This is a genomic window from Halomonas sp. LMYGS-3 (genome assembly GCF_059509875.1).
Map to the genome: position 1 here is coordinate 251,263 of NZ_JCAKFQ010000004.1, position 15,331 is coordinate 266,593.

Below are 15,331 nucleotides of genomic sequence, written 5' to 3' on the forward strand. Positions count from 1 at the left end.
TGGTTCCTTGTCGGTTTGCTGGTCAGTGGGGTTGTGCGCTGGGGGTATCCTGTTCGCGCAGCACGCGGCGCAGGATCTTGCCCACGGGGGACTTGGGAATCTCATCGACGAAGACGTAGCGCCGCGGGCGTTTGAAGCGGGCCAGGCCGGAATCGACGCAGTGCCGGTCGAGTTCGCCCTCGTCGATGGTCTGTCGGGCCTTGACGAAGGCGGTGACCACCTCGCCCCACTGCTCGTCGGCCAGCCCCACCACCACGACCTCTTCCACCTGGGGGTGCACCGAGAGCACATTCTCGATCTCCACCGGGCTGACGTTCTCGCCGCCGGTGATGATCAGGTCATCGACCCGGCCGGTGACGAACAGGTCGCCGTCGGCGTCGAAGTAGCCGGTGTCGCTGGTGAAGTACCAGCCCTCCTTGAGCGCCTTGCGGTCGGCATCGGGGCGGTGCCAGTAGCCCTGGAAGGCCTCGTCGCCCGCCATGTCGGCGATGATCTCGCCCTCCTCCCCCACGCCCAGGATCTCGTCCGGCGACTCGGCGCCCACCCTGACCACCCGGATGCGCTGGTTGAGCGACGGCCGACCCGATGAACCCGGCTTGTCACTGGCCCGCTGGTCGATGGTGAAGGTATAGATCTCGGAGCTGCCGTAGTGGTTGACGAACAGGCTGGGCTGGAAGGCCTCCTGAACCCGGGCCATCAGCCCCGCACTCATCGGCGCGCCGGCGAAGCCCAGCTTGTCGACGCTGGCCACCCGTGACGGTGAGAACTCGGGGTGCTCGATGAGCATGTGGTAAAGGGTCGGCACCAGGTAGAGGTTGGTCACGCCCTCACGCGCGATGGAGTCCAGCGTCGCCGCGGGATCGAACTTCGGAACACAGACGAAGTGGCCGTCGATCAGTGCCATCGACAGCAGCGAGCGCACGCCCATGGTGTGATAGAGCGGCATCACGCCGAGGGTGCACTCGTCGTGGCGATAGAGGTTCTGGGCCACATGGGCCAGCGCTGCGGCCCGCTCGGCGCGATGCAGGCGTGGCACGCCTTTGGGCTTGCCACTGGTACCCGAGGTGTAGAGCATCAGCGAGACATCCTCGGCGCCGGCACGCAGCACCAGCTCACCGTCCACACCGAGCAGGGCGTCGAAATCATGGGCGCCGATGTCCTCGACCCCTCCGGCAGTGATGCGCGGCAGCCGCTGTGCCTCGGGACAGCCGTTCACCGCTTCGGCCACCGAAGCGTCATAGGCGAGTGCCTTGACCTCGGCATCCTCGATGCAATAACTCAGATCCCGGGCCGTGGATCGCCAGTTAAGGGGGGCGACCACGATCCCGGCGAATTGGCAGGCCCAGTGCAGGGTCGCCATCTGCCAGCGGTTCTGCATCACCACCAGCAGACGATCCCCCTTGGCCAGGCCCATCGCTTCGAGGCTCCTCGCCATGCTCTGGATATCGGCGAACCATTCGGCATAGGTCTTGCGTAGCTCGCCATCGGAAATGGCGATCGCCCGAGGGCGACGCTCCACCGAGGCGAGAAAACTGCGACCAAGATCAAACATCGTTGTTCTCCTGTTGACTGTCAGGCACGGCCGCCTCGCGGCGCGTCCGGGCCACTTCGAGTACCGCCTGGACCATGCCGGTATAGCCGGTGCAACGGCACAGATGCCCCGACAGCATGTCGCGCACCTGGGCCTCGCTAGGGTCGGCCTCACGGCCCAGGAACTCCTCGCAGGACATCAGAATTCCTGCGGTGCAGAAGCCGCACTGCAGGGCGTGATGACGCCGGAAAGCCTGTTGCAGATCGGAAAGGCCCCCGCCTCCTGCCAGCGACTCGACGGTGTCGAGCCGTCGCCCCTCGGCCTGTACCGCGAGCATCAGGCAGCTGCGGCTGGCGCGTCCGTCGACGCGCACCGTGCAGGCCCCGCACACGCCGTGCTCGCAGCCCACGTGGGTGCCGGTGGCCCCCAGCTCGTGGCGCAGGAAGTCACACAGCTGGGTACGAGGCTCGGCGTAGCCGCTGCGCTCACGCCCATTGAGGGTCAGGGTCACACGAATGCGCTGGTCAGCCCTGGCGTGCATGGGCGATCTCCTCGTCACTTGGCCCGCCGGCGATCAACTGCCGGCCGAGCTCACGGATCAACTGGCGGCGATAGGCCGCCGTGGCATGGGCGTCGTCCTCGGCGCCCAGGGACCAGGCGAGGACGTTGAGGGCCTCGCTCGGGTCATCGTGGCGGGCGAACTCGCGACTCACTGGGCGGTCGGCGACGCCGCCCACGCCGAGGGTGACGTGGTCGCTGTCGATCACCGCCGCCAGCGCGACGATCGCGAAGTCGCCATGGCGCATGGCCACTTCGTGGAAGCGGTACTCCGCGCCCGGCCTCGCCAGGGGAAAACGCACCTCGGTGATCAGCTCGTCGGGGTGGCGGTCGGTGGTCAGTACGCCCTGGAAGAAGTCTCTCGCCAGGACCCGGCGCGACTTGCCGCGCCTGTTCTCGAGCACCACCTCGCCACCCAGGGTGGTCAGACACAGCGGCAGCTCGGCGCTGGGATCGGCGTGGGCGATCGAGCCGCACACCGTGCCGCGGTTACGGGTCTGCCAATGGCCGATCCAGGGCATCGCCTGCGCCAGCAACGGGACCGCCTCGGCGAGACCGGGGTACTCGAGCAGCTCGGCCTGGGTCATCCCGGCCCCCACCGCCAGATGATCGTCGCGACGCTCGATATAGTGCAGGTCCTCGATACCCGCGATATCGATCAGCCGCTTAGGCTGGGCCAGGCGCATGTTGAGCACCGCCATCAGCGACTGGCCCCCGGCGATCAGCCGAGCGTCGTCCCCAGCCTCATGCAGTAGTTCGCAGGCCTCGCGACGGCTCGCCGGGCGCAGATAATCGAAAGCAGCGGGTTTCATGAGCGCCCTCCCCGGCCGGCGAACAGGGTCTTGAGGCGCTGCCACAGCGACAGCCGTGGTGCGGCGCCGCCCATGCGCTGGGCCAGGCGCGCGAAGATCTGGCCGATGATCATCCGCGAGGCGCTTTGCAGCATGCGCCCACCCACCGAGGCGACCTTGCCGCCCACGGTGGCGTCGTAGTCATAGTCGAGTCGCGTCTGGCCGCCCTCGATCTCGGTCAGCCGAATTCGCGCACTGCCCTCCGCCGAGCCCATGGCGCTGGTGCCGGCCCCGGAGAGCCGCAGACCGTGCGGTGGGTCGAGATCGGAGAGCGCCACCCGCGCATCGAAGCGCGCTCGGATCATCCCCACGCCGACGGTGACATCGGCGTGGTAGGCGTTCTCGCCGGTGAGTTCCAGGGCATGGCAGCCAGGGATGATCGCCTGCAGGGTCTCGGGATCGAGCAGGGTGTCGAAGACCGCCTGAGGACTGCCCGGCAGCGTCACCGAGTCGCTGGCAGTGAGCCGCGAGCCGCCACCGGCTGCGGGAGCCGTCTGATCCTCGCCCACTCCTTGGGGGCGCGGAGGCTCCTCGATGCCGATCAGAGCGCGTACCTTGGACGGCGTCAGCGGCAGCTCGATATCCGCCATGCCCAGCGCGTCGGCCACGGCATTGGCGATGCACACCGGGGTGCTCATATTGTTGCCCTCGCCGACTCCCTTGGCCCCCAGCGGCGTGAACGGCGACGGCGTCTCCCTGTGCAGGATCCTTGGTTCAGGCACCTCGACGCTGGTCGGTACCAGGTAGTCGGCGAAGGTGCCGGACTGGAAGCTGCCATCGTCGCCGTAGGCAAACTCCTCCATCAGTGCCGCCCCCAGTCCCTGGGCGAAGGCTCCGCGCACCTGGCCATCGACCAGGTCAGGATTGAGCAGGCGGCCGGCGTCATGGAGGGTGACATAGCGGTCGAGTCTCACCTTGCCGGTGATGCGGTCGACCTCCACGCCGCAGTAGTCGAAGATGAAACCGTAGCAGAGCGAGCTGTTGATACGATCGTCATCATCCGGCGCCTCGAGCTGGGGCGGCGACCAGAAGGCCGTCTCGCGCAGTCCGCCCGGCTCGCCCTCGGGCAGGGTGCCCGGCGCCCAGTGCGTGGCACCGGCCAGGCGGCCAAAGGGCATCGTCAACTCACTATCGACCACCCTCACCTGCCCTTCGGCGAAGCGGATGTGGGCGGCCTCCACCTGCCACTGGGCGGCGGCGATGCCGGCCAGGCGATCGCGCACCTTCACCGCCGCCTGGTAGACGGCCCCGGCCACGGCGCCGGAGAAACGGCTGGAGTAGTTGCCCGAGGCGATCGACCAGGCGTCCTTACCGGTATCGAGTTCGACATTGACACGGATCGACTCCAGCGGCACCCCGAGCACCTCGGCGATCACCTGGGCCACCACGGTGCGATGCCCCTGCCCCTGGGGTGTCGAGGAGACATGAGCGCTGATGTCTCCCAGCGGCCCCACGCTGATCGTCGCGGTGCTGACCGCCCCGTTCTTGGGGCCGGCCCTGCGCCGTTCCTCGGGCGTCATGGCGGTGGTGATGTAGCCCATGTTGGAGATGGACGGCTCCACCGCCACGGTGTAGCCGATGCCATAGAGCCCCCCCTCGCGGCGTGCCGCCGCGCGGCGCGCCAGCAGCTCGTCCAGTCCGCCGTCACGAATACCCTGCTCTACCGAGGCGGGATAGTCGCCTGAGTCGAGCAACGCCCCGGCCGCGGCACGGTAGGGGAAACTCCCGGAAGGCACCAGGTTGCGGCGGATCACCTCGAGAGGGTCCAGCTCGAGCTCCACGGCGATGCGCTGCATCAGCCGTTCGAGGGCGAAGTACACCTGGGGGCCGCCGAAGCCACGGTTGAGCCCCGTGGGCGTCTTGTTGGTCAGCGCGACGCGGTTGCGCACGGCGAGATGCTCGATGGCGTAGGCGCCGGTGAGGTTGCCGTGCATGCGATAGAAGGTGGCCGGTTCGGGGGCACGCAGGTAGGCCCCGCAATCGTCGACCTGGTCCCAGTGCAGCGCGGTGACACGGCCGTCATGGGTCACCGCGGCCTCGATTTCCGTCACTCGATTGGTGGCCGAGGAGGCCCCCTGCAGGTGCTCGAGGCGATCCTCCACCCACTTGACCGGGGCGCCGGCCTTGCGCGCGGCCAGGCCCATCATCACCACATAGGGAAAGACCCCCTGTTTGATGCCGAAGCTGCCGCCGGATTCCGGCGGAGTGCGCAGGCGCAGGCGGTTGCCGGGGACCTTCAAGGCGCGAGTCATCACCGAGTGCAGCGCATAGGGCCCCTGGAAGTTGGAGAGCACGTCGTAGCTGTCGCTGGAGGCGTCATAGTCGGCGATGACCACGTAGCACTCCATCGGCGTACAGGAGCTGCGCGGCACGCGCACCTTGAGCGCGACGCGGCGCTCGGCCTCGGCGAAGGCCTGCTCGGGGTCGCCGTAGCGAAAGTGGCGCTCGCTGACCACGTTGCTGCCGACTCCCTCATGGAGCAACGGGGCGCCTGCTGCGATGGCCGCCTCGGTATCCACCGCGACGGGCAGCGTCTGGTAGTCGACGCGGATGGCGTCGAGGGCATCCTCGGCGAGGTAGCGACTCTCGGCCATCACCACGGCGAGCGGCTCGCCGACATAGCGCACCTTGTCGACGGCCAGGCACCAGTGCTCCATGGGCTGGCGCACGCCGACGGGAAAGGGGGCCGCCCAGCGCTTGACGTCCTCGCCGGTCAGGACGGCATGCACGCCGGGCATGGCCAGCGCCGGCGAGGCGTCCAGGTCGACCAGCCGGGCATGGGCATGGGGGGAACGCAGCACGGCGGCATGCAGGGTGCCCGGCGCAACCGCCAGATCGTCGGCATAGCGACCACGCCCCCGCAACAGGGCATCGTCCTCGACGCGCGGCTGTCGTCGGCCAATCTGGCCCGACTGCCCCTCCCGCATGGTTGGCTCGAAAGCGTTCATTCACCTCTCCACGATGGCCGTGTCGGAATCGGTTGCCATCTAGCGAAGAGTCTATGGAGCGGTGCGTCGCTCGGCCTTGCCCGGCGGGCTGGAGTTTGGCCCTGGCATCGGCTGATTTACCCGAGAGTCTGAATTGCGACCAAAGGATAAGGGGTTGAAACCGACTCAACAGACGCCGTCAGAATGCAGGAAGGCGGCCCAAGGGCCGCCTTCCTGTCATGACGCTGGAGTGCTTCATCAGCAGCTGGCTGACTCAGTCAAAGTCGACGCCGATGCGCCGCCCGACCTCCTCGTAGGCCTCGATCACCCCACCCAGGCCCTGGCGGAAGCGGTCCTTGTCGAGTTTCTCGCGGGTCTTCGCGTCCCACAGCCGGCAGCCGTCCGGCGAGAACTCGTCGCCGAGCACGATCTGGTCCTTGAACAGGCCGAACTCCAGCTTGTAGTCGACGAGCAGCAGGCCGCCCTCGGCGAACAGCGCCTTGAGCACCTCGTTGACCCGGAAGGTCAGCGCCTTCATCTCGGCGAGCTGCTCGGGCGTGGCCCAGCCGAAGGTCTCGGCCAGCGACTCGTTGATCATCGGGTCGTGCAGGGCATCGTTCTTGAGGAACAGCTCGAAGGTGGGCGGGGTGAGCTCCTGGCCCTCCGCCACGCCGAGGCGCTTGACCAGGCTACCGGCGGCGAGGTTGCGCACCACGCACTCCACCGGGATCATCGTGAGCTTCTTGACCAGGCTCTCGGTGTCGGAGAGCAGGCCATCGAAATGGGTGGGAATGCCGGCCGCCTGGAGCTTGCCCATGATGAAGGCATTGAACTTGTTGTTGACCATGCCCTTGCGCGCCAGCGACTCCATGCGCTCGCCGTCGAAGGCGCTGGTGTCGTCGCGGAAGTGCAGGACCAGGCGGTCCGGGTCGTCGGTGGCGAAGACCGACTTGGCCTTGCCGGCGTAGAGTTCTTGGCGCTTTTCCATGGGAGCCTCCACAGGCTGCGAATACGAGAGAGTATGGGAAATCAGCCGATCGCCTGCCACGCCAGGCCGGTGTCCTGGGCGGCGATCATCAGCCGTGATTCGTCGCCGTCGAGCAGCGGCACCAGGGCCTCCAGCGCCAGCTCGGGGCGGTTGTTGTGCTCGGACAGGTGCGAGCAGACGATGCGCTGCAGACGATCGAGCCCCAGCCGCGCCAGCAGGGCCGCCGCCTGGGCATTGGCCAGGTGGCCCCAGTCGCCCCCCACCCGCCGCTTGAGTCGCGGTGGGTAGGGCCCCTCGGCGAGCATGCGCACGTCGTGGTTGCACTCCAGTATCAGGGCGTCACAGCCAGCGAAGGCCTGGACGACATGGTCGGTGGGGTGGCCGAGGTCGGTGAGCACGCCGAGACTGCGCCCCCCGGCATGGAAGCGGAACTGCACCGGCTCGCGGGCGTCGTGGGGCACGGTGACCGGATCGATGGTGAGCCCCTTGATGGCGAAACGGGCCTGGGGCGTGAGCCAGTGGCGGCCGGGCAGCTCGCCGAGCCGCCCCGAGGCCCAGGTGCCCGGGGTCAGGTAGACCGGCACGCCGTGGCGGCGGGCCAGGGGGCCGACCCCGCGCACATGGTCGCCGTGCTCATGCGTTACCAGCACCGCATCGAGCTGGCGCGGATGCAGACCGAAAGCGGCCAGTCGGCGCTCGGTCTCGCGCAGCCCGAAGCCGCAGTCGACCAGCAGGTGGGTCTCGCCGTCGCTGACCAGGGTCGCGTTGCCCTTGCTGCCGCTGCCCAGGGAGCCGAAACACAGCGTCCCGGCGGGTGGACACGACTCGGCCACCCGGTCCCCCATCAGCGCAGCAGGCCCGAGACCCGCTCGAGCAGCTCGCGCTGGTCCGCGGGAGTGAAGGCCCGCTCGCTGGCGTTCTCGGCCCGCAGCACGGTCTGCTCGGGGCCGGCGGACTCCAGCACCAGGCGGATCTGCTGGGACATCTGGCGCACGTCGGGGCTGAAGATGATCTGCAGCGGGTTACGATCGCGTTCGCTCTGGGTCATGTAGCTGATCAGGAAGTCGTGGGCAGCGGGGTCGCTGTCGAGCAGCTCGCGGCGCTCCTCCACGGTGAAGTCCTGCTGCAGCTGATGGCTGAGTTCGGCCCAGGTGCGATCGATGTCCAGCGGCACCAGCACCCGCCACGCGTCGCCCTGCTGCTCGAGGCGCAAGCGTTCCTCGCCGGCCAGGCGCTGAGCGGCCAGCGACGAGGAGCTGGCCGAGGCGCTGCGCGCGCCGAAGAACCGTTCCATCTCCTCGAGGCAGGTTGCCACCGCGGCACCGTTGCGGTCACAGCGCACCTCGCTGTCGCCGGCACGCAACCCCTGGCGCACGCTGAGCCGCGCCTGGGGAGTCTCGAGCACACCACGCGAGCTGTCACTGGTGGTCACCTGCAGGCCGCGGGTACGGGCGAAGTCCTCGAGCTGGGGCCAGACCGTGCCGGGGTCGGCCCCGACGACTAGCCAACTGTCGCGGCCGATGTCGCGGCGCTCGACGAAGTCACGCTCGGCCGCGCGGCCTGCCGCCAGCGGCTGGGGACTCGGGGCACTGAAACGGCCATCCGGCGCCCGGAAGGAGCCCGCCGCCTCGGGTACCGGCATGGCGTCCCGGTAGCGATTGGGGTTGCGCGTCTCGGGCAGGATCAACGGCGTGCTGCCGCTGGCTTCCGCGTAGTCGATGTTGCGGTCGTGATAGTAGCCGTCGCGGGCACAGCCGGCCGTGGCCAGGGCAATGGCCGCCACCAGCGGCATCCATTTCAGCGCAGAGTTCATGCGGTTACCTTGCAAAGGGTTGTCCAGGTTCCAGCACCCGAGCACCGGTCAATCGTCGATCAGGCCGGCCAACTGCAGGGCCTCGCCGATGGTGGAGTGATACTTCTCGGACAGCCATGTCAGCGGCAGACGGATGCCGGGCTCGATCAAGCCCATGCGGTGCAGCGCCCACTTGACGGGGATGGGATTCGACTCGATGCCGAGGTTGGTGTGCAGAGGCATCAGTCGGGTGTTGATCTGATGGGCCTTGTCGGCGTCGCCGGCAACGGCGGCGGCGCACAGCTCATGCATCGCCCGGGGGGCAACGTTGGCGGTCACCGAGATGTCGCCATGCCCCCCCATCAACATGAAGTCGCAGGCGGTGCCGTCGTCGCCGGAGTAGAGCATGAAGTCGCTGCCCTTGAGGCGTGCGATCAGGTCCTCGGCGCGCTCCAGGTTGCCGGTGGCATCCTTGAGCCCGATGATGTTGTCGACCTCGGTGAGGCGCAGCACCGTCTCGTTGTAGAGATCCGAACAGGTGCGCCCCGGCACGTTGTAGAGGATCACCGGTAGCCGACTGCCCTCGGCCACCGCCTTGAAGTGCTGGTAGAGGCCTTCCTGGGTCGGCTTGTTGTAGTAGGGGCACACCGACAGGCAGTAATCGGCCCCTACCTCACTGGCGTAGCGGGCCAGCTCGACGGCCTCGGAGGTGGCGTTGGCGCCGGTACCGGCAATCACCGGGATACGCCCGCCGACCTCCTCCACCACCGCGCGAATGACGTCGAAATGCTCGGCGAAGGACATGGTGGTGGGCTCGCCGGTGGTGCCGGCGGCGACGATGCCGTCGGTGCCGTTGTCGAGGTGGAAGCTCACCAGGCGGCGCAGCGCCTCCCAATCGATGTCGCCATTGACCTTCATCGGCGTCGCCAGGGCGACGATACTGCCAGTGATCATCCTCACATTCCTCTCGATACGACTACGCGATACGACTACGCGATACGACTGCTGCGTCTGCCATCCCCCACGCGCCGTGAAACGGTGGCACCGATGCCAGGGGGGGTAGAGGGTAGATGGTACTCAGGCGATCAAAGCCTGTACAGCACGGGCAGGCGAGACTTTACAGCACGGCCGCGGTTGCGTGTAATCGGTAGCCACTCTTCCGTCGACAAAGGAGCCATTCATGAGCGTCAGCATCGGCCAGCCCGTGCCCGACTTCACCGCCAGCGCCACCGGCGATACCACCGTGAGCCTCTCCGGATTGCAGGGCCGTCAGGTGGTGGTCTACTTCTACCCCAAGGCCAGCACCCCGGGCTGTACCACCGAGGGTGGCGACTTCCGCGATCACAAGGCGGCCTTCGACGCCGCCAATACCGTGATCCTTGGCGTCTCCCGCGACGGCCTCCGCGCCCAGGAGAACTTCAAGGCCAAGCAGGGCTTCAATTTCGCGCTGATCTCCGACCAGGACGAGACCGTCTGCCAACTGTTCGATGTCATCAAGCTCAAGAAGCTCTACGGCAAGGAGCACCTCGGCATCGAACGCAGCACCTTCCTGATCGACGCCGAGGGCAAGCTCGCCCGGGAGTGGCGCGGGGTCAAGGTGCCCGGCCATGTCGAGGAGGTGCTGGAGGCCGCCAGGGCGCTGCACGCCGCGTCCTGACCCCCTCCCCCACCGCCCTGCACCGGGCGGTGGCCCTCACTTCTCGGCCAGCGGCTCCTCCGCCTCCTGCTGCTTGTGCTGCTTGATGCCCCGGGGCCAGGCATAGACCAGCGCCTTGAGCAGGGTCGCCAGCGGAATGGCGAAGAAGATGCCCCAGAAGCCCCAGATCCCGCCGAAGAACAGCACCGCCACGATGATCGACACGGGGTGCAGGTTGACCGCCTCGGAGAACAGGATCGGCACCAGCACGTTGCCGTCCAGCGCCTGGATGATGCCGTAGGCGATCACCACGTAGACGAACTCGTTGGTCATGCCGAAGTGGAAACCGGCCACCGCCGCCACCGGCAGGGTGGCCACGGCGGCCCCGATGTAGGGCACCAGCACCGAGAACCCCACCAGCACCGCCAGCAGGGCCGAATAGGGCAGGCCGAAGAAGGCGAAGGTCAGGAAGGCCACGGTGCCGACGATGATGATCTCGATGAACTTGCCGCGCACGTAGTTGGCGATCTGGTCGTCCATCTCCTGCCAGATGCGGGTCATCAGGGTGCGCTTCTGGGGCAGCAGCGAGAGCATGAAGCCCACCAGCGTGTCACGATCCTTGAGCATGAAGAACACCAGGATCGGCACCAGCACCAGGTAGATGATCAGCCCCAGGACGTTGCCCAGCGACGCCAGCGACAGGGTCAGGGCGCGCTGACCGAACTGGGTCATCTCGCGCCCGGCGACGCCGATCCAGTTCTGGATCTGATCCGGCGTCACCAGGTTGGGGTAGCGCTCCTGCATCTCATCCAGCAGTTGCTGGCCGCTGGCGAACATGCGCGGTGTCTCCTGCACCAGGCTGACGAGCTGGTTCCAGATCAACGGCAGGAGAATGAAGGCCAGCGCCAGCAGCATGCCGAGGAAACCGAGGAACACCAGCGTCACCGCCAGCAGGTGCGGCGCACCGCGGCGCTCCAGCCAGCTCACCGCCCCCTGCAGCAGGAAGGCGATCACCAGGGAGGTAAAGAAGGGCGCGAGCATCCGGCCGAGCCAGATCACCACGGCGAAGCCCAGCACCAGCACCACCAGCAGGATCACCGCCTCCTCGTCGGAGAAGTAGTGGTCGATCCAGCTCTTGAAGACCGCCCGCAGGGTCATGAGGGGTGCTCCCCGCCCTTGCGGATCCAGTAATGAAAGACGTCGCCACGCTCCTCCCTGGCCGGCATCTCGTGGATGCTCTGCTCGATGAAGGTCTCGAAGTCGCGCCAGGAACCGGCGTCGGTGGCCATCACCTCGAGCAGTTGGCCGGGCTCGAGGCGGGCCAGTGCCTGCTTGGCCTTGAGCAGTGGCAGGGGGCAGGGAAGACCGCGGGCATCGAGCACATCATCAGGTTGCACAGCCATGTTGTCTCCCGGGAGAATGCATTCAGGGGATGCCGGGCGTCAGGCAGGACGCCGCTCGACATGGAACCCATGGAGATTTAAAGGCACTTTACGGGCCGAATCAATGTCGGAGAGTAACTCCCGCCGCCTGCCCCGCCGGATAAAGAGGATGGCCATGCCCCGGATCGTCACAACCTGCCTCGCCGTCTGCGTGCTGAGCCTCGCGTTCGCCCAACCCGCCACCGCCCAATGGATCGACGACCGCTCGAGCGGCGACTACGGCCTGCCTAGCCTGGCCGGCAGCAGCCAGGCGGCCAGCGGCGAGGAGGCTCGCCTGGGCCGCGCCTGGCTCAGGCAGTTCCGCGCCCGCGCCCCGGGCTGGGACGATCCCATCGCCCAGGAGTACGTGGAGTCGCTGGTCACCCGACTGCTGCCCCACAGCGGCCTGGTCGACACCAACACCCTCGTCACCCTGGTCGAGAGCCGCATGCTCAACGCCTTCGCCGTGCCGGGCGGGGTGATCGGCGTCAATGCCGGCCTGTTCGCCTTCGCCGACGAGGAGGCCGCGCTGGTCTCGGTACTCGCCCACGAGCTCGGCCACCTCTCCCAGCGCCACTACACGCGCGGCCAGGCCCGCGCGGAGCAGACCCAGATCCCCGCCATGGCCGCCATGCTGGCCGGCATGCTGATCGCCGCCGGCGGCGGCGGTGATGCCGGCATCGGCGTGGCCATGGGCTCCCAGGCGGCCTTCATCCAGGACCAGCTCGCCTACTCCCGGCGCTTCGAGCAAGAGGCCGACCGCATCGGCCTCCAGGCCATGGCCCAGGCCGGCTACGACCCCCAGGCCATGGTGCGCATGTTCCGCGCCATGCAGCGCATGGCCAGTTTACAGGGCGGCAACCCGCCCGAGTTCCTGCTGACCCATCCGGTGACCGAGTCGCGCATCAGCGACACCCAGGATCGCGCCGGACAGCTGACGGTCCGCACCCCCCGGGACGAGGGCCCCGAGTACCACCTGATACGGGCCCGGGCACTGCTGGCGATTCATCGGCGTGACCCGCGGCAGGCCGCTACCCGCCTGGCCCAGGGAGAGGCACCACAGAGTGCCCGGCGCTACCTGGCGGCGCTGATCGACGCCGAGCAGGGCAATACCGACGACGCCCTGCGCGAACTCGATGCCCTGGCCCGGGAGCTGCCCGACCTGGCGCTACTGCCCGCCTCGGCCGCCGAAGTGGCCTTCAAGGCGGGCCGCTACGATGACGCCATCGAGCGCAGCCGCCGCCAACTGCGACTGATGCCCGGTCATGTGCCCACCAGCCGGCTGCTCGGCGAGGCACTGCTGCAGCGCGACCCCAACGAGGCCTGGCGGGTGCTACGGGGGCTGTCCGAGCACCGTCCCGAGGATCCCCAGGTGTTCACTCTGCTGGCCGAGGCCGCTGGCCGAAGCGGCCGCGAGGCCTGGGGCCACCTCGCCAGGGCCGAGCAGCTGCAGCTCACCGGGCACATCGACAGTGCCATCCGCCAGCTCGATGTGGCCAGGCAGGTCGCCGAGCGTGAAGGCGACAGCACCGCGACCAGCCGCATCGAGCAGCGCCGCCGCGACTTCCTCGGCTACCGGGAGACGCTGGAGAAGTTCTGACAGCTGGAAGCTGGAAGCTGGAAGCTGGAAGCTGGAAGCTGGAAGTCAGGATGGTGGAGTGGTCGCGCGCTAGACACGCCAAGGTGCAGGCATGCGAGCGATTTAGCCGGGACGCCGACGCAAACGAGTCGGGCAGCGGCGATCGACAGGGATGTCGATCGAGGACTGGCAAGAGGGACCTTGTTCCAGTCCGACGCGTCGCCCGGCTCGTGAAGCGTCGGGGTTTCGTCACGGCGCAAGCGAGTCGTGCCTGCCCCGAGCGTAACGCCGGGGCATGGCTTACTTCTGGAAATTGAGCATCCGCTCGAGCGGCTTGAGGGCGGCCCGGCGCAGTTCGGCGTCGACGACGATCTCGCCGCTGCCGTCGCGCAGGGCGCCGGCCAGGTTGTCCAGGGCGTTCATCGCCATCCACGGGCAGTGGGCGCAGCTCTTGCAGGTCGCACCCTTGCCGGCCGTGGGCGCCTCGAACAGGGTCTTGCCGGGCACCGCCTGCTGCATCTTGAAGAAGATGCCGCGGTCGGTGGCGACGATCAGCTTGTCGTTGGGCAGCTCCCTGGCCGCCTTGATCAACTGCGAGGTGGAACCGGCCACGTCGGCCAGCTCGACCACCGGGGCCGGCGACTCCGGGTGGACCAGCACCGCCGCCTCCGGGTAGAGCGCCTTGAGGTCCTCGACCCCCTTGGCCTTGAACTCCTCGTGGACGATGCAGGCACCGTCCCACATCAGCATGTCGGCGCCGGTCTTCTGCTGGATGTAGCCGCCCAGATGCTTGTCCGGGGCCCAGAGGATCTTCTCGCCGCGGGCCTGGAGATGCTCGATCACGTCCACGGCGATGGACGAGGTCACCACCCAGTCGGCGCGAGCCTTGACCGCCGCCGAGGTGTTGGCGTAGACGACCACGGTGCGATCCGGATGGGCATCGCAGAAGGCACTGAACTCGTCTGCCGGGCAGCCCAGGTCCAGCGAGCAGGTCGCCTCCAGGGTCGGCATCAGCACGCGTTTCTCCGGTGAGAGGATCTTGGCGGTCTCGCCCATGAAGCGCACCCCGGCCACCACCAGGGTCGAGGCCTCGTGGCGGGCGCCGAAGCGCGCCATTTCCAGGGAGTCGGCCACGCAGCCGCCGGTCTCCTCTGCCAGTTGCTGGATCGCATCGTCGGTGTAGTAGTGCGCCACCAGGACGGCGTTGTGGGCCTCGAGCAGCCGCTTGATCTCGTCTACGCGGGCCTCGTCCTCGGCGGGAATCCGGGTGGGGCAGTAGGCGCGTGCCAGGTACTCACGCACCTCGGCACGGGAAGTCATGATCGTCATCGTGTCTACCACTGTGACTGGCAGGGGCTCCCCCTGCGTTTCACCAGGTATCGCCGCTCGTGCGCTCCGCACGGGGCAATACACCAAGGGGTCGACTCTTGCGTCTTTCGCCACGGTCGACCCGATTACCTATTGTAGACCAGAACACCGGGGTATTGACCACCCCCGGCCAGAAAAGCGTCATGCAAACAAGATGGGGGCCCCCACCGGCGGGATCAAGGGGCACCCCGGGTGGCTGCATCGATGGCCGCTTCCCCACCACGCTGGGCATGCTCACCAGCGACGTGGTCAAGAGCTATCTGGGCCTGCTGTGCCTGGGGATGAGCGACTATGACGTTATCGAGAACTTCCTCCGCAACAAACCTTTCCAGCAACTGCTGACCCTGCAGGAAGGTGCCGACTAGCGCGGTCAGTACCACCAGGGAAAATAGAACCGCCGTGTAGCGAAACAAACGGAGATCAACGACATTAAACAGTCGCTTGTCAGGACATAGCGCCGGCGGATCTTGGCTGGCAACCCTCGCCCCGCCAGCCAAGGGTTCCTACCAGTTGTGGGGCATCGTGAACTCCTGCTTCAGTGGCTAGTGGATTTGGAGTAAATATCCCCCGGCAAAGCCGGGGGCTTTATTTTGTTAGCCCCTCAAAGGGGCAAGAATTTGAGCCGCCTGAAGGCGGCCATCCTCACATGCCGAACTTGAGCTGGTCATAATGTTCATCCA

General features: G+C 67.5%; 13 protein-coding genes and 1 pseudogene. 3 read left to right on the forward strand and 11 right to left on the reverse strand.

What is annotated here, in order from left to right; genetic code table 11:
• Window positions 1–22: 22 nt before the first annotated feature.
• From AC5W54_RS05985 to dapA, 8 genes are all read right to left on the reverse strand, one after another.
• Window positions 23–1,552: an AMP-binding protein gene (locus tag AC5W54_RS05985; RefSeq protein ID WP_495961154.1), complete on the reverse strand. Its 1,530-nt coding sequence runs from the start codon at window positions 1,550–1,552 to the stop codon at window positions 23–25.
• Window positions 1,545–2,072, reverse strand: a complete 528-nt coding sequence (locus AC5W54_RS05990; protein WP_495961155.1) for a (2Fe-2S)-binding protein — start codon at window positions 2,070–2,072, stop codon at window positions 1,545–1,547. The genes AC5W54_RS05985 and AC5W54_RS05990 overlap by 8 nt, the downstream gene beginning before the upstream one ends.
• Window positions 2,056–2,901 carry an FAD binding domain-containing protein gene (locus tag AC5W54_RS05995; RefSeq protein ID WP_495961156.1) on the reverse strand — a complete coding sequence of 282 codons (846 nt, stop codon included), beginning with the start codon at window positions 2,899–2,901 and terminating at the stop codon, window positions 2,056–2,058. The genes AC5W54_RS05990 and AC5W54_RS05995 overlap by 17 nt, the downstream gene beginning before the upstream one ends.
• A complete protein-coding gene (locus AC5W54_RS06000; RefSeq protein ID WP_495961157.1) occupies window positions 2,898–5,888 on the reverse strand; it encodes a xanthine dehydrogenase family protein molybdopterin-binding subunit in 2,991 nt (996 codons plus the stop codon). The genes AC5W54_RS05995 and AC5W54_RS06000 overlap by 4 nt, the downstream gene beginning before the upstream one ends.
• Before the next feature lie 253 nt (window positions 5,889–6,141).
• A complete protein-coding gene (purC, locus tag AC5W54_RS06005; protein ID WP_495961158.1) occupies window positions 6,142–6,855 on the reverse strand; it encodes a phosphoribosylaminoimidazolesuccinocarboxamide synthase in 714 nt (237 codons plus the stop codon).
• A gap of 41 nt (window positions 6,856–6,896) precedes the next feature.
• Complete coding sequence (locus AC5W54_RS06010) at window positions 6,897–7,688, reverse strand: MBL fold metallo-hydrolase (RefSeq protein WP_495961159.1); 792 nt, start codon at window positions 7,686–7,688, stop codon at window positions 6,897–6,899.
• Window positions 7,689–7,699: 11 nt separating this feature from the next.
• Window positions 7,700–8,668, reverse strand: coding sequence for a lipoprotein, NlpB (locus tag AC5W54_RS06015; protein WP_495961160.1), 969 nt, complete (start codon window positions 8,666–8,668; stop codon window positions 7,700–7,702).
• A gap of 48 nt (window positions 8,669–8,716) precedes the next feature.
• Entirely contained in the window at window positions 8,717–9,601 is an 885-nt protein-coding gene (gene dapA, locus AC5W54_RS06020) for a 4-hydroxy-tetrahydrodipicolinate synthase (RefSeq protein ID WP_495961161.1), read from the reverse strand.
• Between the two features lie 226 nt (window positions 9,602–9,827).
• Between dapA and AC5W54_RS06025 the strand changes: the two genes are divergently transcribed.
• On the forward strand, window positions 9,828–10,304 hold the full coding sequence (locus AC5W54_RS06025; protein WP_495961162.1) for a peroxiredoxin: 477 nt from the start codon (window positions 9,828–9,830) through the stop codon (window positions 10,302–10,304).
• Between the two features lie 36 nt (window positions 10,305–10,340).
• Here AC5W54_RS06025 and AC5W54_RS06030 read toward each other — a convergent pair whose 3' ends face one another.
• Both AC5W54_RS06030 and AC5W54_RS06035 read right to left on the reverse strand, forming a co-directional pair.
• Window positions 10,341–11,441, reverse strand: coding sequence for an AI-2E family transporter (locus AC5W54_RS06030; RefSeq protein ID WP_495961163.1), 1,101 nt, complete (start codon window positions 11,439–11,441; stop codon window positions 10,341–10,343).
• On the reverse strand, window positions 11,438–11,686 hold the full coding sequence (locus AC5W54_RS06035) for a sulfurtransferase TusA family protein (RefSeq protein WP_495961164.1): 249 nt from the start codon (window positions 11,684–11,686) through the stop codon (window positions 11,438–11,440). Before AC5W54_RS06035 ends, AC5W54_RS06030 begins: the two co-directional genes overlap by 4 nt.
• A gap of 154 nt (window positions 11,687–11,840) precedes the next feature.
• Between AC5W54_RS06035 and AC5W54_RS06040 the strand changes: the two genes are divergently transcribed.
• Window positions 11,841–13,304, forward strand: a complete 1,464-nt coding sequence (locus AC5W54_RS06040) for a M48 family metalloprotease (protein ID WP_495961165.1) — start codon at window positions 11,841–11,843, stop codon at window positions 13,302–13,304.
• 279 nt (window positions 13,305–13,583) lie between these two features.
• Here AC5W54_RS06040 and nadA read toward each other — a convergent pair whose 3' ends face one another.
• Window positions 13,584–14,612, reverse strand: coding sequence for a quinolinate synthase NadA (nadA, locus tag AC5W54_RS06045; protein WP_495961166.1), 1,029 nt, complete (start codon window positions 14,610–14,612; stop codon window positions 13,584–13,586).
• 239 nt (window positions 14,613–14,851) lie between these two features.
• Here nadA and AC5W54_RS06050 point away from each other — a divergent pair.
• A pseudogene (locus tag AC5W54_RS06050) lies at window positions 14,852–15,050 on the forward strand (IS1380 family transposase); the annotation flags it as partial.
• Window positions 15,051–15,331 lie beyond the last annotated feature (281 nt).